We start from the raw sequence: 21,893 nt of genomic DNA, 5'->3' as shown, positions 1-21,893 counted from the left end.
ACGTGCCCAGCATAGCGCCGACGCCCGCCCGCGGGCGGGTGGAACAGGCGGGGAAAAGGCCGGTTATTCGTCCGTTTTGCGCGGCCTGCCGGCCGCGCGGACCCGTCAGTTGCGGATCTTCCGCATGCGTTCGGCCGGGGTGATGATGTCGGTGAGGCGGATGCCGAACTTGTCGTTGACCACCACCACCTCGCCCTGGGCGATCAGCGTGCCGTTGACCAGCACGTCCATCGGTTCGCCCGCCAGGCCGTCCAGTTCCACCACCGAACCGTGCGCGAGCTGCAGCAGGTTACGGATCGACAGCTTGGTGCGGCCGAGTTCGACGGTGAGCTGGACGGGGATGTCCAGGATCATGTCGAAGTCGTTCATGGTTCCGCTGCGCGCGCCGGCGGCGCCGAAGTCGGGGAACAGATGGCTGGCCGGCTTGGCCTGGTAGGGCGATTCGCCCTCGGCTGCGGCGGCGGCGAGGTCGGCGGCCACCTGGGCGGCTTCGGCATCGGCGCCGTCCGCCTCGGTGGCGGCCTGTTCGGCCATCGCGGCAGCCCAGTCGTCTTCGGTGATCTGGTTCTCTTCGGTTTCGTTCTCAGCCATTTTGGGCTCCCGGTATCGGCGGGGGATCGGCTTCTTCCTGCGCGAGGAAGCGTTCGAGCTTGACTGCGTACTGGCCGTTGAGCACGCCATGGCGTCCTTCGAACACCGGCACGCCCTCGGCTTCGGCCTGCACCATCTCGTCCACCTGCAGGGGGATCACGTCGCCCACGCGCAGGTTCACGATGTCGCGCAGGGTGACCCTGGATTGCCCCAGGTTGCACACCAGTTCGACCTCGGCGGTGCGCAGCTGGCGCGACAGCAGGTTGATCCAGCGCTTGTCCTGGGTCAGGTGGTCGCTCTGCATGGTCGAGTAGAGCATCTCGCGGATGGGCTCGACCATGGAGTAGGGGAAGCAGATGTGCATCTCCGACTGCGCGCCGCCCATCTCCAGCGAGAAGCTGGTCGACACGACGATCTCCGACGGCGTGGCGATGTTGGCGAACTGCGAGTTCATCTCGGAGCGCACATACTCCATCTCCAGCTTGTACACCGGCGCCCAGGCCTTGCCGTATTCGGCGAACACCACGCCCAGCATGCCCTGGATGATGCGCTGTTCGGTCGGGGTGAAGTCGCGCCCCTCCACGCGGGTGTGGAAGCGCCCGTCGCCGCCGAACATGTTGTCGACCACCAGGAACACCAGGTTGGGGTCGAACACCACCAGCCCGGTGCCGCGCAACGGTTTGGCGGTGACCAGGTTGAGGTTGGTCGGCACCACCAGATTGCGCACGAACTCGCCGTACTTCTGCACCTTGATCGGCCCCACCGAGACCTCGGTGTTGCGGTGCATGTAGTTGAACAGGCCGATGCGCAGGTAGCGCGCGAAGCGCTCGTTGATGAGCTCCATGGTGGGCATGCGCCCACGCACGATGCGCTCCTGCGTGGCGAGGTTGTACGGCTTGATGCCGCCGCCGCCCTCGCCTTCCTCGGCTTCGGGTTCGTCGGACTCTCCGCTGACGCCGCGCAGCAGGGCGTCAACTTCATCCTGGGAGAGAAAGTCCGAAGACATGATGGTCGTCCTCGCGGTTTATTGAACGATGAACGAGTTGAACAGCACGCCGTGCACCGGCCCCCAGGGCAGGTTGGGGCGCGGATCGCGCGGCGCGGGAATGCCCAGCGCCTCGTTCACCTGGATCAGCACGTCGTGTGCCAGGGCTTCGCGGTCCTGGGCGGTGGCAATCTCGGAGGGCGCCTTGCTGGACAGCAGCAGGTTGATGCGGTGGCGGATCTCCGGCATGAAGGCGGTGATCTGCGTGGCCACCTTGGCGTCGGCCACGCGCAGCACGATGGTGGTCTGCAGGTAGTGGTCGGAATTGCCCTCGCGCGCCAGGTTCACCGTGAACACCTCCAGCGGCACGAAGGCGGGCGGCTTGGACAGGTCGACCACCATCGGCGCGGCGGCCTGCTGCGCGGGCGCGGCGACCGGCGCCGGCTCGCCGTCGTGGCTGCCGCCCTTGCTCTTGAGCAGCAACAATACGCCGATGAAGGCCATGGCGACCAGCAGGAGGAGCACCAGGATCACCACGATGACGAGCAGAAGCTTGCTCTTCTTGGGGGCCGGAGCGTCCGGGGTTACTGCCACTTCGGGTTTTGCTGGCGCCTTGGCCATGCCGTTCTCCTGAAATCGTAAACGGATTATGCGTCCGTCCGGCCGAATCCGAAGCGCGGATAAATGGGGCAGAGCGACCCCAATTCATGCGCCTCAGGCAAATATATCGACCAAACCTTCTCCTTGTTTAGTCCACCCGCCCTGTTCGGCCGCTCCACCGCCGCCGTCGGCCTGCTCGCCGTTGCCGCTGCCGTTACCGCGTCCATGCCCCTGCCCGGACGGGTTGTCGCTGCCGGCATGGGCGTGCTGCCCGCCCGAGGTGCTGACGCTGGTCTGGCCCAGATTCACCCCGGACTGCTGCATCAGCTCGCGCAGGCGGGGCAGGGCCTCTTCCAGCGCCTCCTTGGCTTCCCGTGTCGCGGCGACGAAGTGCGCGGTGGCCTGGTCCCCGTTCATGTTGATGGACACTTCCACCTTGCCCAGATTCGGCGGGGTGATCACCAGTTCAGCCTTGGACTCGCCCCGGTTGGTCAGCCAGATCAGCTTGTTGCCGACTTCCTCCGCCCAGCCGCGCTGGCCCAGCGGCGTGGCGACCTGCAACTGCGGCCCCGGCTGCAGCGGGTTGGACGTACGCGGCGACAGCAGGCCGTGCAGCGCGGTCGAAGTATCCCCGCCAATGGCCTTGGTGCCGGATTCGGCGGTCAGCGTGCCGACCGATGCCTCGGTCTTCGGCTGCAATTGGGCCACCAGGCTGGCGATCTTGGCAGCATTGCCGCCCGCATTCACATTGGCCGTCGCGTCCGCGCCGGGCGCCGTCTTGTCGCCGCGCAGATTCTGCAGCCATTTCCCCTTGATGTCATCTCCGCTGGCGGCGTTCTTGCGGCCGCCCTTACCGGTCAGCACGTCGCCCAGCGCGGGTTCTTCGGCGCCGGAAACATCTTCGGGCGTATCCATGGAGGTTTTGCCGAGCAGCGCGGCAAGGGCTGCCGGCAATGCGGCAACCGCATCGGCCGGGTTTGCCGGATCGTCGGCGCCGGTCTGTGCATCTTCCGCCGGGGCCTCGCCGCTTTGCTGGGAGGTGGTGGCGGGAGGCGGGACGGCGGTATCCGTGCCCGCAGCATCCTGCGCGGCAGCCGTGCCGTCAGCGGAGCGGTCGGTGTTCGAAGCGGTCGTCCTGCGCTCGCCGCCACGGGTGTGTTCGGCCTTGCGCGGCGCCTCGTCCGGGCGCGCGGGCTGGGTTTCGCGGGTGGGTTCGGTCTGGCGCTCGGGGGTGCGTTCACGCGGACCCTCGAGGCGGTTGCTCAGGGTGCGCGAGAAGGGATCGGGCTCACCGTTGCCCTGGGTGGTCCGCGTGGCCATGAACGACAGCAGGCTGTTCTGGGGGCCGGTGCCCGCCTGGGACTGTTGCAGGATCATCGATGACATGCTCGCTTACCTCATTGGCGTTTGTTCGCCGGTCAATCAGCAAGCGACGTGCCAGTTTTTCCGCTGGTGGGTGGAAAGGCGCTATTCCCCGTGTTTTCTGGAGAACAGCCGGGCCGAATGTTCGTCGAGCAGACGCTGCTCGCGCTTGTTCTCGAGGCGCTGGTCGGCGGCCTTGTGGCGCTGCGAGAGGGTGTCGATGGCCTTGACCTTGTTGCGCTGGGCCAGCCAGACTTGCTGGCCTTGCGCGGTGCGCTGGCGCGATTGTTCGACGGCGCTGCGCTGCGCGGCGATGGCGTCGTCGATGCGGGCGAGGAAGGCGCTGTAGTTGCGCCAGGCATCCGGGCCAATGCCGTTGCTGACCGCCTGCACGAAGCGCTGGTGGTACTCGTCGCGGTAGGCCTGCAGCATCTCCAGCTTGCGCTGGCCTTCGGTTTCCATGGCGATCAGCTCGCCCAGGCGGCGCGCGGCATCGTCCATGCGCGTCTGCGCGAGGTCGAGCAGGGGTTGCAGGGGAAAGGCGCTCAACGCGGACTCCGTTGAGAGCGGGGTCGGTGATGATCCATGGCGAACCCTTTTTTATTGGTGCTTGATCAGGTTCTGCCCGGCCGGTGCCGGTCAGCCCGGTGCGGGGAACAACTGCGTCAGCTTGGCGACCGCGCCAGCGTAATCCTCGCGCTCGTCGATGCGCTGCTGCAGGAAGGCTTCAATTCTAGGATAAAGCGCGACGGCCGTGTCCAGCATCGGATCGGAGCCGGGCTGGTAGGCACCCACGGCGATCAGGTCGCGCGAGCGCTGGTAGCGCGAGAACAACTGCTTGAAGCGGCGTACCAGATCGAAGTGCGCGTCCCCCACCAGGTTGTGCATGGCACGCGAGATCGACTGTTCGATGTCGATGGCCGGGTAGTGGCCCTGGTCGGCCAGTGCCCGGGAGAGCACGAAGTGGCCGTCGAGGATGGCGCGCGCCGAGTCGGCGATGGGATCCTGCTGGTCGTCGCCCTCGGCGAGCACGGTGTAGAACGCGGTGATCGAGCCGCCGCCTTCCTGCCCGTTGCCGGCGCGCTCCACCAGCGCCGGCAGGCGGGCGAACACGCTGGGCGGGTAGCCGCGGGTGACCGGCGGCTCGCCGATGGCCAGGGCGATTTCGCGCTGGGCCATGGCGTAGCGGGTGAGCGAGTCCATGATCAGCAGCACCTGCTTGCCCTGATCGCGGAAATGCTCGGCGATGGTGGTGGCGTAGGCCGCGCCCTGCAGGCGCATCAGCGGGCTGGTGTCGGCCGGCGCGGCGACCACCACGGAGCGCTTCAGGCCCTCCGGCCCCAGGCTGTGCTCGATGAATTCCTTGACCTCGCGGCCGCGCTCGCCGATCAGGCCGACGACGATCACGTCGGCCGAGGTGTAGCGCGCCATCATGCCGATGAGCACCGATTTGCCCACGCCCGAGCCGGCGAACAGGCCGAGGCGCTGGCCGCGTCCCACGGTGAGCAGGCTGTTGATGGCGCGGATGCCCACGTCCAGCGGCGCGGAGATCGGTGCGCGGGTGAGCGGGTTGAACGGCCGGCTTTGCAGCGAGCGGGTGAGTTCGGTATCGAGTGGGCCGAGATCGTCGAGTGGGCGGCCGCCGCCATCGACCACGCGGCCAAGCAGGCCTTCGCCCACTGGCAGGTGCTTGGCGCGGTCGGCGGCGCGGCGGTTGCGCGGCGCGCCCTGGCCGGGCAGCAGGCGGTTGGGCGGGCTCTCCAGCGGGAGTACCTGGGCGCCCGGGGCGAGGCCGAAAACGTCCTCGGTGGGCATCATGTAGAGCTTTTCGTCGTTGAAGCCGACCACCTCGGCTTCCACCGAGCCGCCGCCGGGCACCATCACCCGGCAGCCGGAGCCCAGCGGCAGTTTCAGGCCGGCGGCTTCCATGACCAGGCCGTTGATGCGGATCAGCCGGCCGGAGCGTTCGAAGGGCTGTGCATCCTCGCCCATGGCGCGGTTGCCGGAGAGATACTCGCGCCAGGAATCGGCCAGCGCGGGATTCATGCGGGCTCGTCCCAGTCGGTTTCGCTGCGCCCCAGGCTTTCCACCACGCGCCGCCAGCGGGTTTCGATGCTGGCGTCGATCTGCGTGTCGCCGGCCTGCACCACGCAGCCGCCGCGGGTCAGGGTGTCGTCCTCGACCAGGCGGTGCTCGCCGTGTTCGAGCTGCTCGCCAAGGTATTCGCGCGCCAGCGCGGCGTCGTCCGGATGCAGGCGGATGCGCGCGCCGTTCTGCGGCAGTTCGTGCAGCGCGGCGCGGACCATCTCGAGAACCGCTTCGGGATGCAATTCGTAGGTCTGGCGCACCATCTTGCGGGTCAGCGCAAGGGCGAGCGCCATCAGTTCCTCGGCCACGCCGTGGTCGAGTTCGGTGAGCGCCCTGTCCAGGTCGCCGACCAGCGCGCCGAAGCGTTCGGCTTCCTCCTGCGCATGCTGGCGGCCTTCTTCATAGCCGCGCAGCAGGCCTTCCTCGTGGCCCTGGCGGCGGCCTTCTTCCTGGCCGGCAGCCAGTCCTTCGGCATGGCCCTCGGCACGCGCTTCCTCGCGCGCGGCCTCCTGCATGCGCTCGATTTCCTCGGCGGTGGGCAGCTGGAAATCCGGCGGAAACAACGGTTCGGCCGGCGTTTCGGCAGCCGGCTCGGGTGGCGGGGCGGGGCGTTCGGGCTCGGCCGGGGGCACCACTTCGCCGCGTTCGTTGAAGGTGGGCGGATCCCAGCGCCGGTAGGCGCCCACCGCCTGGTGGCGGGTGATGCTCATCGGGGGCTGCCAATGGGCTTACACGAAGGCATCGTCGCCTCCCTTGCCGCCCAGCATGATCTGGCCTTCCTCGGCCAGACGGCGGACGATCTTGAGGATTTCCTTCTGCTCGGCCTCGACCTCGGACAGGCGCACCGGGCCCTTGGCCTCCAGGTCCTCGCGCAGCATTTCGGCGGCGCGGCTGGACATGTTCTTGAAGATCTTCTCGCGCAGGTCCGGCGCGGCGCCCTTGAGGGCGACGATGAGCGAATCGGACTGTACCTCGCGCAGGATGGTCTGGATGCCGCGGTCGTCGATGTCCATGAGGTTCTCGAACACGAACATCTCGTCGAGGATGCGCTGGGCCAGATCGGGGTCGTACTCGCGCACGTTGTCGATGACCGCGGTTTCCGCCGCCGAGCCGACGAAGTTGAGGATCTCCGCCGCGTGGCGCACGCCGCCCATGGCCGCCTTCTTCACCGAGGAGGCGCCGGACAGCATGCGGGTGAGCGCGTCGTTGAGTTCCTTGAGGGCCTGCGGCTGCACGCCGTCGAGCGTGGCGATGCGCAGCACCACGTCGTTGCGCAGGCGCTCGGGGAAGTACTTGAGGATCTCGCCGGCCTGGTCGAACTCCAGGTGCACCAGGATGGTGGCGATGATCTGCGGGTGTTCGTTCTTGATCAGGTCGGCGGCGGTGGGCGCGTCCATCCACTTCAGGCTTTCGATGCCGGCGGTGTCCGAGCCCTGCAGCACGCGCGAGAGCAGATGGGCGGCGCGTTCGTCGCCGAGCGCCTTGGTGAGCATCTCGCGGATGGCTTCCTCGTCCGCATGGATGGCGCCGCCCTTGCCGGCATGTTCGTCCAGTTCGTCGAGCAGTTGTTCGACCTTGCTGCGCGGCTGCGGCGCCATGGTGGCCATCTTCATGCCCAGCTTTTGCACCTCGCGCGGGCCCAGGTGCTTGAGCACCTCGGCGGCCCCGTCGGGGCCGAGGGTCAGCAGGAGGAGGGCGGATTTTTCCAGGCCTTCTTCGGGAGTGATGCTCACTTGCGGCCCTCCTCATTCACGCCCATCCATGTTCTGATGAGCTCGGCGATCAGCTTCGGATTGTCGCGCGCCAGTTCGCGCGCGCGTTCCACGCGTTGTTCGAAGGTTTCGCCGGCGAGCGCTTCCTCGGACAGGGTGACCTCGGCGTCGTCCTCGTAGGCGTCCTCGTCTTCTTCCTCTTCCTCCGCCTCTTCCCTCGGCGGCACCACCACGCGCAGCAGCGGGCGGATCACGGCCAGGTAGGCGAGCAGCACGGCCAGCGCGATCAGCAGATACTTGCCGGCTTCCATGCCCATGCCGATCACCTGCGGATCCTTCCACAGCGGACCGACGGGGCCGCCACCTGTCGCCACGAAGGGGCTCGCCGCCACGTTCAGGCTGTCGCCGCGCGTGGCGTTGTAGCCCACCGCCTCGCGCACGAGATTGGTGATGCGGGCGATCTCCTCCTCGGTCAGCGGCACGTTCACCACCTGGCCGTTGGCATTCACCTCGCTGCGGTGGTTGACCACCACGGCCACCGACAGGCGGCGGATCTGGCCGAGCGACTGGCGCATGTGCTGGATGGTGCGGTCCAGTTCGTAGTTGATCGTTGCGTTGCGGCTATGGTTCAGCAGCGGGTTGCCGTTGCCGCCGTTGGGATCGACCGGCGGCGCGGTGACCGGCGCGGTGGCGGGCACCGGCGGCTGGTTGGTGAGCGCGCCCGGCACGCCCTGCGGGCCGCGGTCGCGCTCGCTGGATTCGCTGATCTGCTGGCTGCGGATGGCCTGGTCGGGCGTGGGGTTGGGCTTGTAGGTCTCGGCGGTCTGCTCGACCTGGTTGAAATCGATGTCGGCGGTGACCTGGGCGCCGAAGTTGCCGGCGCCCACCATCGGCGTCAGGATGGTTTCGATGCGGCGGATGTAGGCCGCCTCGACCTCCTCGATGTAGCGCAGCTGGTTCGGGTCGAGGCCCGGACGCTCCTGCGGATCGGGCTTCTTGGTGAGCAGGTTGCCGTTCTGGTCGACGATGTTGACGCCGGACTCGGTCATGCGCGGCACGCTCGACGACACCAGATGGACGATGCCGGCCACCTGCGCGGCATCCAGGAAGCGGCCCGGGCGCATGTTCACCATCACCGAGGCGGTGGGCGCCTGGTCGTTGCGCAGGAAGGCGGTCTGCTTGGGCATGGCCAGATGCACGCGCGCGCTGGCCACCGAGGCGATGGACTGGATGGTGCGCGACAGCTCGCCCTCCAGCGCACGCTGGTAGTTCACCTGCTCGTGGAACTGCGAAACCCCCAGCTTCTGGGTTTCCATGACCTCGAAGCCCACCAGCCCGCCCTTGGGCAGCCCGGCGGCGGCCAGGCGCAGGCGCACGTCGTGTACCTGCGCGGACGGCACCATGATCGCGGTGCCGCTGGGCGACAGGCGGTAGGGCACGTTCTGCTGCTGCAGCGCGGCGATGATCTCGCCGCCGTCGCGCTCGTCGTAATTGGAGAACAGCACGGCGTAGTCGGGCGCGCGCTGCCACAGCAGCGTGCCGATCACCAGTGCGACCAGCATGGCGACCAACGCCCCGGCGGCGAGCTTCTGGCGCTGATCGAGCGCCCTGATGTTGTCGAGCGCCTGACGCAGCGGCGACTGCGGGGTCGGCGGCGGCGTGGCGACGTCGGCTTCGGTAGCGGTCTCTGCGGTGGCCATGCTGGATTCCTGTTGCGGTCCCTTTTACGGATGGCGGCATTGTCCGTCGCCGGCGGCAAGTCCGTTCATCGAAATAGCGGCATTTTTTGCCGCCTATTTGCCGGTTACCATACACTTCCGCAAGGCTAGACTGCCAGCCGTGTTACTGGAGCCCGAGCCCATGTCGCCACAGACCGCCGCCACCGCAACGGACGCAGACGCGCGCAATGCCGCCGTGGCGGGCGCGGCACGTCTGGACGCGGCCCAACTGGCCGAAGCCTTCCAGGCCTTCAGCCGCGCCTCGGAAGAACTTTCGCAGGCCTACAACGGCCTGCAGGGGCGCGTGGAGCAACTCACCGAACGTCTCACCGTGCTGATGGGCGCGCTGCCCGCCGGCGTGGTGGTGCTCGACCGCGCGGGCAATCTGGTGCAGGTCAATCGCGCCGCCGAGAATCTGCTCGGCGCCGGCATCACCGGGCGCAACTGGCGGGAAGTGGGCAGCGCCCTGGAAGCCACCGAAACGCCGGGCGAGCAGCGCATCGAACTGGCCGACGGCACGCGCCGCCTGTCGGTGTCGGAAACTCCGCTGGAGTCCGGCGACGAGCGCATCCTGCTGCTGCACGACATCACCGAAACCTACCGCATGCGCATCGCCGCCGAGCGCAACGAACGGCTGGCGGCGATGGGCGAAATGGTCGCCGGCCTGGCCCACCAGCTGCGCACGCCGCTGTCCGCCGCGCTGTTGTATACCGGCAACCTGCGCCAGCCCGAACTCGGCCCGGCCGAACGCACCAAGGTGGCCGACCGCGCCATCGAGCGCCTGCGCTACCTGGAGCGCCTGATCCGCGACATGCTCGCCTTCGCGCGCGGCGACTGCGTGGGCCGCCAGCATTTCGGCGTGTGCGAGCTGGCTGCCGAACTCACGCACACCCTGGAGCCGGTGGCGCGTGCGCGGCGCATCGAATTCTCCAGCGCCTGCGAATGCGGCGAACTCACCCTGTTCGGCGACCGCAAGGCCCTGGGCGGTGCCATCACCAACCTGCTGGAAAACGCCATCCAGGCCACCGAACCGGGCGGCGCAGTGCGCTGCCATGTCGCCCAGCGCGGCGAGGAAGTCGTGTTCACCGTCGCCGACAACGGCCGTGGCATCGACCCCGCCGTGCAGGAGCGCCTGTTCGACCCCTTCTTCACCACCCGTGCCGAAGGCACCGGCCTGGGGCTGGCCATCGCCCGGGGCGTGGCACGCGCGCACGGCGGCGAGATCGCCCTCGAATCCACGCCCGGGCAGGGCTCCACCTTCACCTTGACCCTTCCGCTGCCGCGTGCGGATGCGGAAACCGCCGACAAGGCCTCAGCATGATCGAACAACTCAACATCCTGGTCGTGGAAGACGACGACGCGCTGCGCGACGCGGTGTGCCTGACCCTGGAAATGGCCGGCCACGGCGTCACCGGCGTCGACGGCGGACCCGCGGCGCTGGTCGAACTGGAGCGCCAGAGCTTCAATCTGGTGATCACCGACCTGCGCATGCAGCCCATGGACGGCCTGCAAGTGCTCGCCGAAGTACGTTCCCGCCACCCGCAGCTGCCGGTGTTGCTGATGACCGCCTACGGCGACGTGGACAAGGCCGTGGCGGCGATGCGCGGCGGCGCCTGCGACTTCCTGATGAAACCCTTCGAGCCCGAAGTCCTGCTCGAACACGTGCGCCGCTATGCCGCCGTGCCGCCCTCCACCGACGACACCGTGGCCGAGGATCCGCACACCCGCAATCTGCTGGCGCTGGCCGCGCGCGTGGCGGAAACCGACGCCACTGTACTGCTCACCGGCGAATCCGGCACCGGCAAGGAAGTCTTCGCGCGCTACATCCACCACCATTCCCCGCGCGCCCGCGGCCCCTTCGTGGCGATCAACTGCGCGGCGATTCCGGAGAACCTGCTCGAAGCCACGCTGTTCGGCTACGAGAAGGGTGCCTTCACCGGGGCGCAGACGGCGCAGCCCGGCAAGTTCGAACAGGCCCAGGCCGGCACCATCCTGCTCGACGAAATCTCCGAGATGCCGCTCGGCCTGCAGGCCAAGCTGCTGCGCGTGCTGCAGGAACGCGAGGTGGAGCGCGTGGGCGGCAAGAAGCCGGTGGAACTGGACATCCGCGTGCTGGCCACCAGCAACCGCGACATGCTGCGCGAGATCGCCGCCGGGCGCTTCCGCGAGGACTTGTACTACCGCCTCAACGTCTTCCCGCTGGCCATCCCCTCCCTGCGCGAACGGCAGGGCGACGTGCTGCCGCTGGCGCGCTACTTCCTCGCCCGCCACGGCGAGCGCCTCAAGCGCCAGGCACGCATCTCCCCCGAGGCCGAAGCCCTGCTGCAGGCCTACCACTGGCCGGGCAACGTGCGCGAACTGGAAAACACCATGCACCGCGTGCTGATCCTCACCGCCGGCGACAGCGTGGTGCCGGAAACCGTGCGCCTGTGCCTGCCGCACTGGAACGGCGAAGCGTCCGCGCCTGCCGTGCCGGCGCAGCCGGCGTTCGTGGTGCCGCCGCCCATGCCGGCATCGCCGGCACTGGCGAGCGCCCCGTGGCCGGCACCGGCAAATGAACCGGCAAATCTTGCCGCCGCCTGGCAGCCGACGGCGGCCGCGCGTCCGGCGAACATGAAGGATCTGGAGCGCGAGCACATCCTTTCCACGCTGCGCGAATTCGGCGGCTCACGCAAGAAGACCGTTGAAAAGCTTGGGATTTCCGAACGCACGCTGCGCTACAAGCTGCAGCAGTACCGCGACGAAGGATACGACGTCTGAGCGCCGGGGGGGTCTGGCCCGTCTCTTGCTATCTATTCACTGAAAACGCGTGCGCCCAGGGATCGACCGGGGCGTTGCGGCGTGGGTGCGGGTACGCACGCACGTGGCTGGTGGCATGGCGATTGCTCTGCTAGACTGAAAGACAAGGAAACCCGGAACCGGGGGAAATGATGGATACCCGCGGAATTGACCAGATGCTCAACGAGTTGCGCTCGGTATCGCAGGCGGCCACAGGCAAGCCGGCGGGCGGAGCGCAGCCGGCCGCCGAGGGCGTGGATTTCGCCCAGGTGCTGCAGAACGCCCTGGTGGATGTGAGCAGCGCGCAGAAAGAGGCGCGCGCCATGGCGGAAAGCTTCACCGCAGGCGACCCCAACGTGAATCTGCAGGAAGTGATGGTGGACCTGCAGAAGGCCAGCCTGTCCTTCCAGCAGATGGTGCAGGTGCGCAACCGCCTGGTGACCGCCTACCAGGACATCATGAACATGCCGGTCTGAGCGTCCGGACCGCAGCATCGAACGACAACGCCGCCCATTCGGGCGGCGTTGTCGTTTACGGCCGATTCGGGGAAACCGTCACATGCCGCGCTCGCGCGCGCTGCGGTCGCGCTCCACCTTGAAGATGTAGCGCTGGATGAGGTTGTTGGCACTGTTGGGCAGGTCGACGAATTCGCAGCCGGCGCGCAGGACCTCGGTGCCGCTGCGGTTGGTCAGGCGGAACAGGTTGCGTACCCGCATGCGCACCGCTACCGGCCCGAAATCGGGCAGGGTGATGCGGCAGTCGTCGAATTCCATGCCCGGGGTGAACTCCACGTCGTCGGGCGGTACCACGACCGCCAGTCCGCCGCCGGAAATGTCCAGCACGCGGGCCTCGATGGAGCGTGGCTCGCCGTCCGGCCCCGGGAGCAGGGGAATGATGCAGGTGAGCGCGTGGGTGACCGGTGTGATCAGGCGGTAGAACTCGCGGCGCTGAAGGCGCAGCAGGCGTTCCGGGCGGCCGGCGAGGAAGGCGTCGCGGCCTTCGTAGGTGACTTCCTGGATGCCACCGAGCGGAAACTGGATCTTGATGCCTTCGATCTGCGTGGCGCAGATCAGCTCCTCGGTTTCCGCGACGCGGCGGTTCACCGCCTCATCCGGGCTGGCGTCGAACACCACCTGCTCTTCGTTGTTGATCACCGCCAGCAAGGCGGTCAGGAAGGACTGGTTGCCGGACGGCAGATAGGTGGTGATCAAGGCGCGGCTTTCGACCAGCGTGCGTACGATCTGCTTGATCTGCTTGGGATCATGCAGCAGGTACTGGGCGAAGTCGTCGGATCGGAGCAATTCGACGCGGGTGCTGTGTTCGGTGGTCATGCTGGGGTCCGGCAATCGGTGCGGCGCTTGGGGCAGGGAGGAATTCTAGCGCAAGGGTCCGTCCGCATTCGTACGGATATCGGTGGATTCCCGGCGGTATTCGGTGGATCAGGTGTCCCGGTCCGGTTTTTCCGGCGTGGCGGGCAGGCCGGGCAGGCGCGAATGGTCGGGCGGCGGGGCGCTCATGTCGCCCTGTTCGACGCGATACAGCCAGGCCAGCAGTTCGGCCACGGCGACGTAGAGCTGGGGAGGAATGCGTTCGTCGAGATCCACCTGCATCAGCAGGGCGACCATCTCGGGCGATTCATGGACATAGACCCCGGCTTCGCGGGCGCGCTCAATGATTTCCTGGGCGATCAGGCCCCGGCCCTTGGCCACCACACGCGGTGCCGCGTCGCCGGCGGAGTAGGTCAGTGCGACCGCCTCGCCACGGCCGGTGCCGGAGAAGGGTTCATCCGGCGGACACATCGCGCAGCTCCACGGCCATGCCGGTCAAGGCGATGCCGGCGGCTTCCAGGGCCTCTTCCAGGGCTGCGCGGCCATCCAGCAGGGCCTGGGCGGCATCCGCGTCGTCGGCCTGCAGGCGCAGCGCCAGTCCGGCCGCACCGAGGTACAGATGGGCATCCACCCCGCCCAGGCGGGGCAGCGACAGGCGCAAGGTGGTGTGCCATTCACGGCCGTCGCCGCTGCCATCGCCTTCACCCTCGCTGGGGTCCTCGATGCTGAGTTCCATGTGCTGGCCCGGCCAGGCCTGGCCGTGCCAGACGTATTGCTGGGTGGCCAGCGCGTCGAGTTGCTGATGCACGACGGGCAGCACGCGTTCCGGAATCGGTGCCAGGCGCGCAGGCTGGGTATTGTCGATCTGGCTGGCGGTCTGAGCCGACGAGCGTTCGGGGCCGTTGACCGCCGGCACGGCACCGGCGGCGCGGGCCTGGGTGAGGCTCGCCGCCCCCTGGGTCTGTGAGGTGCCGGCCGTGGAGGCTGCGGATGCCGGGCCTTGCGGAGTGCCGGCAGCCGTGCCGGCAGTCGCTGGCTGGCCGGGCAGGCCGCCCTGGGGAAGCATGCCGCCGGGCAGTGGCCGGCCAGCCATGCCCAGTTGGCCCTGCGGTTGGGAAAGCAGGGCTGCGGTATCCACCTTGCCGGCGAGCCAGCGCGCCTGCTGGGCTTCGTAGAACAGCCCGCTCTGCGCGAGCGCCTGGCGCAGGACCGGGGCGAACACCGCGCCGTTGGCGGGTGGTGTGTTGAGCAAGGGCCGGCCTTCGGCCAGGCGTGCCGGTTCGGCGGCGGGCTGTCCGGTGAGCAGGAAGCTGATCAGCCGTCCGGTGGGGCTGAGTTCCGGCCGCGCGGCGCCCGTGGCGCCGGCGTCCGCCAACTGGGCGAAGACCGCGCGGGGCGTGGAATGGGTGACGACCAGTTCCAGGGTGTCCCCGGCCTTGGCGGAGTGGGGCAGGGCCAGGGTGATCTGCCGCCCGGCGACGATGGCCTGGAAGGTGCCGTCCGGCAGGGTGCGCTGGAGTGCGGCGGTGAAACGCTGGCCGGGCAGCAGGTCCGGCAACTGGGCCTGGATCGCCCGCGCGCGTTGCAGCCCGGGGACCGGCGGTTCGGTCTCGAAGAAGCTTGCTTCGGTGAGCAGGCGCAGGCGGGCGGCGAGGTCGGCGGGAATCATGGCGGTGGTTATCCGTTCAGAATCCGGCTCTAGGGTCTGTTGTCATATGTTTCATGGGTCGCGCTCGGCCGAGTGGGCTTCCAGTGCAAGGCGCGGCGACGTGGATTGGGTGGTTCCCAATCGAGGAGCCGCAACGCGGCAATGGAAGCCCACTCGGCCGAGCCCTTCGGGTTGTGTCCAAACGCCCCCGCTACGGCGTTGCGCTCCTTGTCGAGGGAACCACCATCGACTGCGTCGCGCGCCTTGTAGCGAGCGCGTTTGGACACAACGCGACCCATGAAACCTATGACAACAGACCCTAACCTCCGAACTTCCCATAGGCGTTACGGACGTTGCGATCCAGAACCGAGCCGGAGAGCAGCTTGCGGGTGCTTTCCAGGGCGGGCTCCGCATGAGTACGGATTTCCCGATCGAGTTCGAGGATGCGCTGCAACGTCGCCGTCACGGCTTCCTGATCGGCATGCGTCAGTTCGAGGGGCGCGCGGGCCTGGCTTTGATCGCGCAGATCGGCGGCCTGCTGCTGCAGCTCGGCCAGACGGTCCCAGTCATTGTCGCGCGCCACGCCGAGCATGGCTTCATACAGGGACAGCAGGCGGTTGGCTTCCGTGCTGGTCAGCATGCGGGAACCTCCTTTTCTTCAGCCGACCTGGTCGGCAATGCCCTGCCAGGCTTCACGCAAGCCCGCCAGCAGGCCGGAAACTTCGTCCAGCGCGGCCTGGCTGTTGTGCAGGTTGGCATACAGCAGGCGGTCCGCCATGTATTCGTACAGCGCATCCAGCCGGACGGCGAGTTCGCCGCCGCTGTTCAGATCCAGGCTGACCTTGAGGCCATTGGTGATGATGTCGATGGCCTTGGAGATGGCGGCGCCCCGGCGGGGGATGTCGTCGTGCTCCATCGCGCTCTCGGCGGTGCGCAATGCCAGCAGCGCACCGTCGTAGAGCATCAGGATCAACTGATGCGGAGAGGCCGCCTCGACACCGGTTTCCGTGCCGACCCGGGTGTAGGCCGAAGCGCGGTTTGCATAGGAGCGGGTACCGAACATGGCTTGATTCCCGGTTTTTAACTGGATGAACCGATCTTCGGCAGGCTGGCCAGTTGCTGGGTCAGATAGGTGCTGGTCTGGGTCAGGCTGGCGAGCAGGGTGTCGAGCTTGGAGTACTGCAAGCGGTAGTTCTCTTCCACCGTGACCAGTTTTGCCTCCAGCGCATCGTACTGCTTGGTCAGCGCCTTGATCGTGGTGTTGATGCCGTCGGTACGTCCGGCGATGACCCCTTCCTTGGAGTCCAGGAAGCTTTCCAGCCGGGCGCTGAGGGAGGTGGCGAAGCCTGCCTCGCCGGCAAAGAAATTGCCGACATTCTTGCTCGGATCCTTGAGTGCGGCCTCGAGTTTGGTGTCGTCGATGACCAGCGTGGTGCGGTCGGTCTTGTCGAAGGAGATGCCGAGCTGCGACAGCGAGGTGAGGCCGTCGTTGGCGTACGTGGCATTGAGGGCGTTGCGCAGCTGGTTTTGGATGTTGCGCGCGGTGGAGTCGCCAGTGAGCGTGGAGGCCTGCTCGTTTTCCGCATCATAGGAGGTCAGCGAGCGGATGGTGCTGTACGCCTCGTTGTAGGCCTTCACGAAGGCTTCGATGGCGCTCTTGGCCGCGCTGGTATCTTCTGTGATGCTCAGTGTGCCCTTGACGCTGGTGGCGGTGCCCGTGGGCTCCTTGGTCAGGGTCAGGGTGACGCCGTCGATCACGTCGTCGATGGTGTTCTTGCTGCGGGTGATTTCGATGCCGTCGACCTTGAGGCGGGCGCTTTCGGCAGCCTGCACGGAATACAGCTTGTCTCCAGTGGCCGGGGTTGCGGCGGGGTCATAGCTGAGATCCGCCAGACCATCTTCGCCGGTCAGCCGGAAGGCCATGTTCTCGCCGGTGGCGCTGCCGGTCAGGACGAGCTGGTTGTGCGTACCGTTGTTGATGATGCTGGCCTTGATGCCCAGGGAGGCATCGCCATTGATGGCATCGCGCAATTCTTCCAGGGTGCTGCCTTCGAACTCCAGCGAGGCCATGCGCTCGCCGTCGGCGACGAAGGCGCCATCGGTGATCGTGCCGAACTGGACGGTCAGCTTGCCGGCGGCAGGGGTGAAGGTGCTGTCCGCCGCCGTGGCGATGCGCTGCTCGCGCGCAAGGTTGAGCACTTCCACGGTATGGCTGCCACTGGCCGCGCCCGCCTTCGATGTGGCGGTAAAGCCAGCATCGCTGCTCACCGTGGTCTTGGTGGCGGTGAAAGTGTCCAGCTTTTTCAGCGCATCGGTGGCGGTCTGCAGGGAAGCCAGCGAGCTCTTGATCTGGCCGAAGGCGGAAAGCTTGGCCTGCTGGGCGGCCTCCTTGGTGGCGAGCCGGGCAAGCGGTTGCTGTTCGACCGTCATCAACCCAGAAACAATGGTGTTGATGTCGATGACGGAACCGCCGGTGGTAATCGCAGCCATGATGTGCTTCTCCTTCTCTATGGGCCGCTCAGGCTTCCTGGCGCAGCAACAGCCCTTGCAGCTTGTCCAACGCCTTGGCGATGGAAATGATTTCCTCGGATGGAATCTGCCGGATGACTTCGTCCGTGCTGGTGTCGATCACCTTGACCACGGTCTTTCCGGTATCTTCGTCAAGCGAGAAAAGCAGATTTCGTGCCACGGGCTGAATGGTTTCGCGCACTTCATCCAGTGCCTTCTGGATGTCGGATACCGTGGCCGGCGTCTTGGCGGCGGATTCGGCGACGTCTTTGGTTTGTTCGGCCTTCGACGTTTCGGTGGTCTTTTGCCCGGCAAGTGCTGCACCGGCCTGCTGCGCGGCGGAGGGCAGGGGAGCCAGAGGCGGAAGTTGCCGGAGATCGGCGGCCGGCAGGCCGCCCAGGGCAGGAGTACTCATGATCGTTTTCCTCCTCTATGGGGGAACGGCGCGAGGCTCTTGCGAGCCCCGCGCCGTGCATTGTGCATCAGCCTACTCTGTTTAGCCGAGCAGCGAAAGCACGTTCTGCGGCAGGGCGTTGGCTTGCGAGAGCATCGCGGTGCCGGCTTGCTGCAGGATCTGCGCGCGGGTCAGGTTGGCCGTTTCCGCGGCGAAGTCGGTGTCGCGGATGCGGCTGCGGGAGGCCGACATGTTTTCCGACGTGGTCTGCAGGTTGGCGATCGTGGTTTCGAAGCGGGACTGCAGGGCGCCGTACTTGGCACGCTGGCTATTCACCGCGGCCAGGGCGGAGTCGACCATCGCCAGGGTGCGCTGCGAGGAATCCACCGAGCTCACGTCCAGGTCCGCGACCTTCTGCAGCTGGCCGGATGCCGCTGCCGCGCTGAAGAAGTCGGTGGTGTTCGCGGCGTCGAGGCTGAAGGACTTCTCGGAGTCGAGCACCAGTTGGCCGGTGGCGACAGCGGTGGCGCCGGTGGCGGTGGCGGTGCCGCCGATCGTCGCCGAGGCAGAGCCGCTCGCCGCGTTCTCGATGGTGATGTTCTCGCCATTGGCGTTGAGCAGGGTGATGCCGTCGCCGGCGTCGTTGACCCGGGCGGTCACGCCGGTCTTGGCGGACACGTCGTTGAAGGCATTGACCGCGGCTGCCAGACCGTCCTGATCGACCGCGCTACCGATGGTGAAGGAGATCGTCACCGCGGTGTCGTTGTCCGACTTCACATCGAACTTGTAGGACGTGTTCGCCGTCATCGCGGTCACGTCGATTTCGGTCTTGGCGGAAGCCTTCACGCCGGTCTTGCCGGTTTCCGCGTTGATCTGTTCGGCAGCCTTCTTGGCGGAAGCGCCGGCAGCGATGGCGACAGTGGCCTGGCCTGCCGCGCCGTTGATGGTGATGGTGCCGCCCACGACCCGGCTGGTAGCCGCGGCGTTCGAGGCAATCGCCGCAGCGGTGCTGCCGGCGGTCAGGTCGCCCTTGGCGCCCGCATCCGTGGCCACCTTGGAGCCGATACGGTAGTTGCCGTACTGGCTGGTGCTGAAGTTGGCCGAGGTGGCGGTGATGCTCTGGCCGGCGTTGGCGCCGACCTGGAAGGTGGCGGAGGTGAAAGAGCCGTCCAGCAGCTTCTGGCCGTTGAACTCGGTGGTCTTGGCGATGCGGTCGAGTTCGGCGGTGAGCTCGTTCACTTCGGCGTTCAGCGCCTGACGGTCGGAAGCCGAGTTGGACGCGTTGGACGATTGCACGGCCAGTTCGCGGATACGCTGCAGGATGTTGCCGGCGGATTCGAGCGCGCCTTCGGCGGTCTGCGCCAGCGAGATGCCGTCGTTGGCATTGCGGCGGGCTTGATCCAGACCGCGGATCTGCGCGCTGAAGCGCTCGGAAATGGCGAGGCCGGCGGCGTCGTCCTTGGCGCTGTTGATACGAAGGCCGGACGACAGGCGCTGCAGCGAGGTGGACAGCGAGCTGGCGGAGTTGTTCAGGTGGCGCTGAGCGTTGAGCGACTGAACGTTGGTGTTGATGACTTGTGCCATGATTTTTCTCCCGACGTAGAGAAGAAGTACCAATAAGGGCCGGCGTTTGCCGGGGAACCTGCTACGAGCCAGTCTGCAAATCCGATTCCTGTGCTCTTGGGTCCATTAACGACCCCTGGGGTGCGAACTTTAGGAATTTTTTGCCGGCTTTGCCGGTGGCCGGCAATCTTGTGCGCGGGGATGGTCCGCGCGGCACGGTAAGATGCGGCACTCTCCGAACTGACATGGGTGCCGCGCTTTATGACCGGACACAGTTCTCTTTCGGCACGGGACCAGGCTTTCTTGAGCGAGGCCGCGACGCATTTCGTCTCCGGCCGTCCTGCACAGGCGGCTGAGCTGGCCCGTGCACTGTGTGCGCGGCATGCGCGCTTCGGCCCTGCGCACAAGTTGCTCGGTAGTGCATTGCATCTGCTTGGTGAACACGACGAGGCGGTGCGGGTGCTACGCCTTGCGGTTGAACTCCTGCCGGGAGACGGGCAGACCTGGAGCAATCTCGGCAACGCCCTGGACGCGCTGGGTGATGCGGAAGGAGCGATTGCCGCGCACCGCCGGGCGGTGGAGCTGTTGCCGGATGCCGCCACCCCCCGTCACAACCTGGGCTGTGCATTGCTGCAGCAGGGCAAGCGTATCGAAGCGCTGGAGCAATTCTGGCTGGCCTACGAGCGTTCTCCGCAAGACGAGGAATTGGCGCGCTTGTGCCGGGAACTGGTCCTCGAAGTGGGCGATGCGGACCTGCAGCGCAGGTTTTGCCGCCTGAACCTGCAGCATTTGCCGCAAGACGCCGGGGCATTGGGGGTGCTGGGGGCCTTGCTGGTAGACGGTTCTCCGGAGGAACAGAAAGAGGCTGAGCAATTGCTTGCCGCGGCGTTGAACGAGACGCCGGACAATGCGGTGATCTGGTCGAACCTGTGCGTGCTGCTGCGCAGCCAGACCCGGCTGGAAGAGGCGATCAAGGCCGGCAGGAGAGCGGTGGCCCTGGCCCCGCAATGGGCGCCGGGATTCAACAACCTGGGTACTGCCTTGCGCGACGCGGGTGCCTGGGAAGAGGCGAAGCAGCAGTTCATGCAGGCCTTGGCGCATGATGGAGAATGCGCCGATGCCTGGTACAACCTCGGCTGTGTCTGCGTGGACCTGGGGGAGCATGACGATGCGCGTGCGGCGTTTGTCGAGGCTGTTACACGCTTTCAGCACCCCGCCTGGCTGTTGCAGGCCGCCCATGCCTGCCGCCAGGTCGCTGACTGGGATGCGGCGCAGTTGATGGAAGGCGAACTGGGGCGGCAATTGAGCGCGGGTAATCTGCGCGCGGCGGATGAATGCCGTCCGTCACCGTTTGCCTTTCTGACCACCCCGGGGACGGATGCCGCAGCCCAGTTGCAGGTGGCGCGCAATTATGCCGATCGGTTCGCGGAACTGCCCGCGCTTGCCCCGGCTTCGCCGCCGGTGGGGACGGACGATCAGGAGCGTCTGCGGGTCGGGCTGTTGTCCGCGGATTTCCGCGATCACGCCACCGCGCACTTGATGACCGGCATGCTGGAGGCGCTGGACCCCGGCCGCTTCCACCTGATCGCCTACGATTATGGTCCGCCGGCCGGGGAAGGCGACGCCTACCGCCGCCGTTTGCGCGAGGCCATTCCGGACTGGGTGCCGATCGCGTCGATGGCTGGCCTGGAAGCCGCGCAACGCATGCGGGCGGACGGCGTCGGGATCGCGATCGATCTCAAGGGCTGGACGCAAGGCGCGCGGACCGAGGTGCTGGCCTACCGTCCCGCGCCGGTGCAGATGCAGTGGCTGGGCTTCCCGGGCACCATGGGCGCGCCCTGGCTGGACTACATCATTGCCGATGCGGTAGTGATTCCGCATGGAGCAGAGGCCGGCTACAGCGAGCAGGTGCTGCGCCTGCCGGGCTGCTACCAGCCCAACGATCGCCACCGCGTCATTGGCGCCATGCCTTCCCGCGCGGCCCTGGGACTGCCGGAGGACGCGGTGGTGTTGGCGGCCTTCCATCAGTATTACAAGATCACTCGCGAGCTGTTCGCGCTGTGGCTGCGCGTGCTCGCGCGTTGTCCGCAGGCGGTGCTGTGGCTGCTCGACGGACCGGACAGCGCAAAGGCGGTTCTCGTCCGCGAGGCGCAGGCGGCCGGGATCGATCCCGCGCGGCTGGTGTGGGCGCCGCGCCTGCCGGTGGCCGAACATCTGGGGCGTCTGGCGCAGGCGGACATCGCCCTCGATACCTTCCCGGTGAATGCGCACACCACGGCCAGCGACGCCTTGTGGGCCGGCGTGCCGCAGGTGGCGCTTTGCGGCGAGACCTTCGTGTCGCGCGTATCGGCCAGTATCGTGTGCGCGGCGGGCCTGCCGCAGCTGGTGGCGCACGATCCGGCCGATTATGAGGCACTGGTGTTCAGGCTGGTGTGCGACGGTGCGCAGCGCGCCGCCTTGCGTACGCAGTTGCGCGAAACCCGCGACCGGGTCGCGCTGTTCGACGCGCGGGCCTTCGCGCGCCATTTCGGCGCGGGCCTGGAAATGGCCTGGGCACGCCACCGGCAGGGGTTGCCGGCGGCGCATATCGATGTGCCGGCCATGGTTTCCGTCTGAAG

General features: G+C 67.3%; 21 protein-coding genes. 4 read left to right on the top strand and 17 right to left on the bottom strand.

What is annotated here, in order from left to right:
- Nucleotides 1-105: 105 nt before the first annotated feature.
- The 9 genes from fliN to fliF form a co-directional block, all read right to left on the bottom strand.
- Nucleotides 106-591 (bottom strand): flagellar motor switch protein FliN, encoded by a 486-nt coding sequence (fliN, locus tag E6C76_RS09165; RefSeq protein WP_136347921.1) that lies wholly within the window; start codon nt 589-591, stop codon nt 106-108.
- A complete protein-coding gene (gene fliM, locus E6C76_RS09160) occupies nt 584-1,597 on the bottom strand; it encodes a flagellar motor switch protein FliM (RefSeq protein WP_136347920.1) in 1,014 nt (337 codons plus the stop codon). The genes fliN and fliM overlap by 8 nt, the downstream gene beginning before the upstream one ends.
- Nucleotides 1,598-1,615: 18 nt before the next feature.
- Nucleotides 1,616-2,197 carry a flagellar basal body-associated FliL family protein gene (locus E6C76_RS09155; protein ID WP_136347919.1) on the bottom strand — a complete coding sequence of 194 codons (582 nt, stop codon included), beginning with the start codon at nt 2,195-2,197 and terminating at the stop codon, nt 1,616-1,618.
- A 93-nt stretch (nt 2,198-2,290) separates the two neighbouring features.
- A complete protein-coding gene (locus E6C76_RS09150; protein ID WP_136347918.1) occupies nt 2,291-3,562 on the bottom strand; it encodes a flagellar hook-length control protein FliK in 1,272 nt (423 codons plus the stop codon).
- Between the two features lie 81 nt (nt 3,563-3,643).
- Nucleotides 3,644-4,087, bottom strand: coding sequence for a flagellar export protein FliJ (fliJ, locus tag E6C76_RS09145; protein ID WP_269140159.1), 444 nt, complete (start codon nt 4,085-4,087; stop codon nt 3,644-3,646).
- A 90-nt stretch (nt 4,088-4,177) separates the two neighbouring features.
- Complete coding sequence (gene fliI / locus E6C76_RS09140) at nt 4,178-5,584, bottom strand: flagellar protein export ATPase FliI (RefSeq protein WP_136347917.1); 1,407 nt, start codon at nt 5,582-5,584, stop codon at nt 4,178-4,180.
- Entirely contained in the window at nt 5,581-6,336 is a 756-nt protein-coding gene (locus E6C76_RS09135; RefSeq protein ID WP_136347916.1) for a flagellar assembly protein FliH, read from the bottom strand. The genes fliI and E6C76_RS09135 overlap by 4 nt, the downstream gene beginning before the upstream one ends.
- 18 nt (nt 6,337-6,354) lie before the next feature.
- Nucleotides 6,355-7,353 carry a flagellar motor switch protein FliG gene (fliG, locus tag E6C76_RS09130; RefSeq protein WP_136348177.1) on the bottom strand — a complete coding sequence of 333 codons (999 nt, stop codon included), beginning with the start codon at nt 7,351-7,353 and terminating at the stop codon, nt 6,355-6,357.
- Between the two features lie 2 nt (nt 7,354-7,355).
- Complete coding sequence (gene fliF, locus E6C76_RS09125) at nt 7,356-9,038, bottom strand: flagellar basal-body MS-ring/collar protein FliF (RefSeq protein ID WP_136347915.1); 1,683 nt, start codon at nt 9,036-9,038, stop codon at nt 7,356-7,358.
- A 160-nt stretch (nt 9,039-9,198) separates the two neighbouring features.
- Between fliF and E6C76_RS09120 the strand changes: the two genes are divergently transcribed.
- From E6C76_RS09120 to fliE, 3 genes are all read left to right on the top strand, one after another.
- Entirely contained in the window at nt 9,199-10,377 is a 1,179-nt protein-coding gene (locus E6C76_RS09120; protein WP_136347914.1) for a sensor histidine kinase, read from the top strand.
- Nucleotides 10,374-11,816, top strand: a complete 1,443-nt coding sequence (locus E6C76_RS09115) for a sigma-54-dependent transcriptional regulator (RefSeq protein ID WP_136347913.1) — start codon at nt 10,374-10,376, stop codon at nt 11,814-11,816. Before E6C76_RS09120 ends, E6C76_RS09115 begins: the two co-directional genes overlap by 4 nt.
- Nucleotides 11,817-11,986: 170 nt before the next feature.
- Nucleotides 11,987-12,310, top strand: a complete 324-nt coding sequence (fliE, locus tag E6C76_RS09110) for a flagellar hook-basal body complex protein FliE (protein ID WP_136348176.1) — start codon at nt 11,987-11,989, stop codon at nt 12,308-12,310.
- A 78-nt stretch (nt 12,311-12,388) separates the two neighbouring features.
- Here the strand turns inward: fliE and E6C76_RS09105 are convergent, their stop codons facing one another.
- From E6C76_RS09105 to E6C76_RS09070, 8 genes are all read right to left on the bottom strand, one after another.
- Nucleotides 12,389-13,165 carry a flagellar brake protein gene (locus E6C76_RS09105; RefSeq protein WP_136347912.1) on the bottom strand — a complete coding sequence of 259 codons (777 nt, stop codon included), beginning with the start codon at nt 13,163-13,165 and terminating at the stop codon, nt 12,389-12,391.
- Between the two features lie 108 nt (nt 13,166-13,273).
- Complete coding sequence (locus tag E6C76_RS09100; protein WP_230976212.1) at nt 13,274-13,633, bottom strand: EscU/YscU/HrcU family type III secretion system export apparatus switch protein; 360 nt, start codon at nt 13,631-13,633, stop codon at nt 13,274-13,276.
- Nucleotides 13,617-14,831 (bottom strand): flagellar hook-length control protein FliK, encoded by a 1,215-nt coding sequence (locus E6C76_RS09095; RefSeq protein WP_136347911.1) that lies wholly within the window; start codon nt 14,829-14,831, stop codon nt 13,617-13,619. Before E6C76_RS09095 ends, E6C76_RS09100 begins: the two co-directional genes overlap by 17 nt.
- 298 nt (nt 14,832-15,129) lie before the next feature.
- Nucleotides 15,130-15,450, bottom strand: coding sequence for a flagellar protein FliT (locus tag E6C76_RS09090; protein WP_136347910.1), 321 nt, complete (start codon nt 15,448-15,450; stop codon nt 15,130-15,132).
- An 18-nt stretch (nt 15,451-15,468) separates the two neighbouring features.
- Entirely contained in the window at nt 15,469-15,873 is a 405-nt protein-coding gene (gene fliS, locus E6C76_RS09085; protein WP_136347909.1) for a flagellar export chaperone FliS, read from the bottom strand.
- A 17-nt stretch (nt 15,874-15,890) separates the two neighbouring features.
- The gene (gene fliD / locus E6C76_RS09080; RefSeq protein ID WP_136347908.1) at nt 15,891-17,300 is read right to left on the bottom strand and encodes a flagellar filament capping protein FliD; all 1,410 of its coding nucleotides are present in this window, start codon (nt 17,298-17,300) and stop codon (nt 15,891-15,893) included.
- Between the two features lie 28 nt (nt 17,301-17,328).
- On the bottom strand, nt 17,329-17,733 hold the full coding sequence (locus E6C76_RS09075) for a flagellar protein FlaG (protein ID WP_136347907.1): 405 nt from the start codon (nt 17,731-17,733) through the stop codon (nt 17,329-17,331).
- An 81-nt stretch (nt 17,734-17,814) separates the two neighbouring features.
- Nucleotides 17,815-19,296, bottom strand: coding sequence for a flagellin N-terminal helical domain-containing protein (locus E6C76_RS09070; protein ID WP_136347906.1), 1,482 nt, complete (start codon nt 19,294-19,296; stop codon nt 17,815-17,817).
- Nucleotides 19,297-19,578: 282 nt separating this feature from the next.
- Here E6C76_RS09070 and E6C76_RS09065 point away from each other — a divergent pair, with 282 nt between their 5' ends.
- Nucleotides 19,579-21,891: an O-linked N-acetylglucosamine transferase family protein gene (locus tag E6C76_RS09065; RefSeq protein ID WP_168734302.1), complete on the top strand. Its 2,313-nt coding sequence runs from the start codon at nt 19,579-19,581 to the stop codon at nt 21,889-21,891.
- Nucleotides 21,892-21,893: the final 2 nt, after the last annotated feature.

This window comes from Pseudothauera nasutitermitis, assembly GCF_004801295.1.
Lineage (GTDB): Bacteria > Pseudomonadota > Gammaproteobacteria > Burkholderiales > Rhodocyclaceae > Pseudothauera > Pseudothauera nasutitermitis.
Note: the sequence above shows the minus strand (reverse complement) of the source record. Positions and strands in the feature narration are given on the sequence as shown.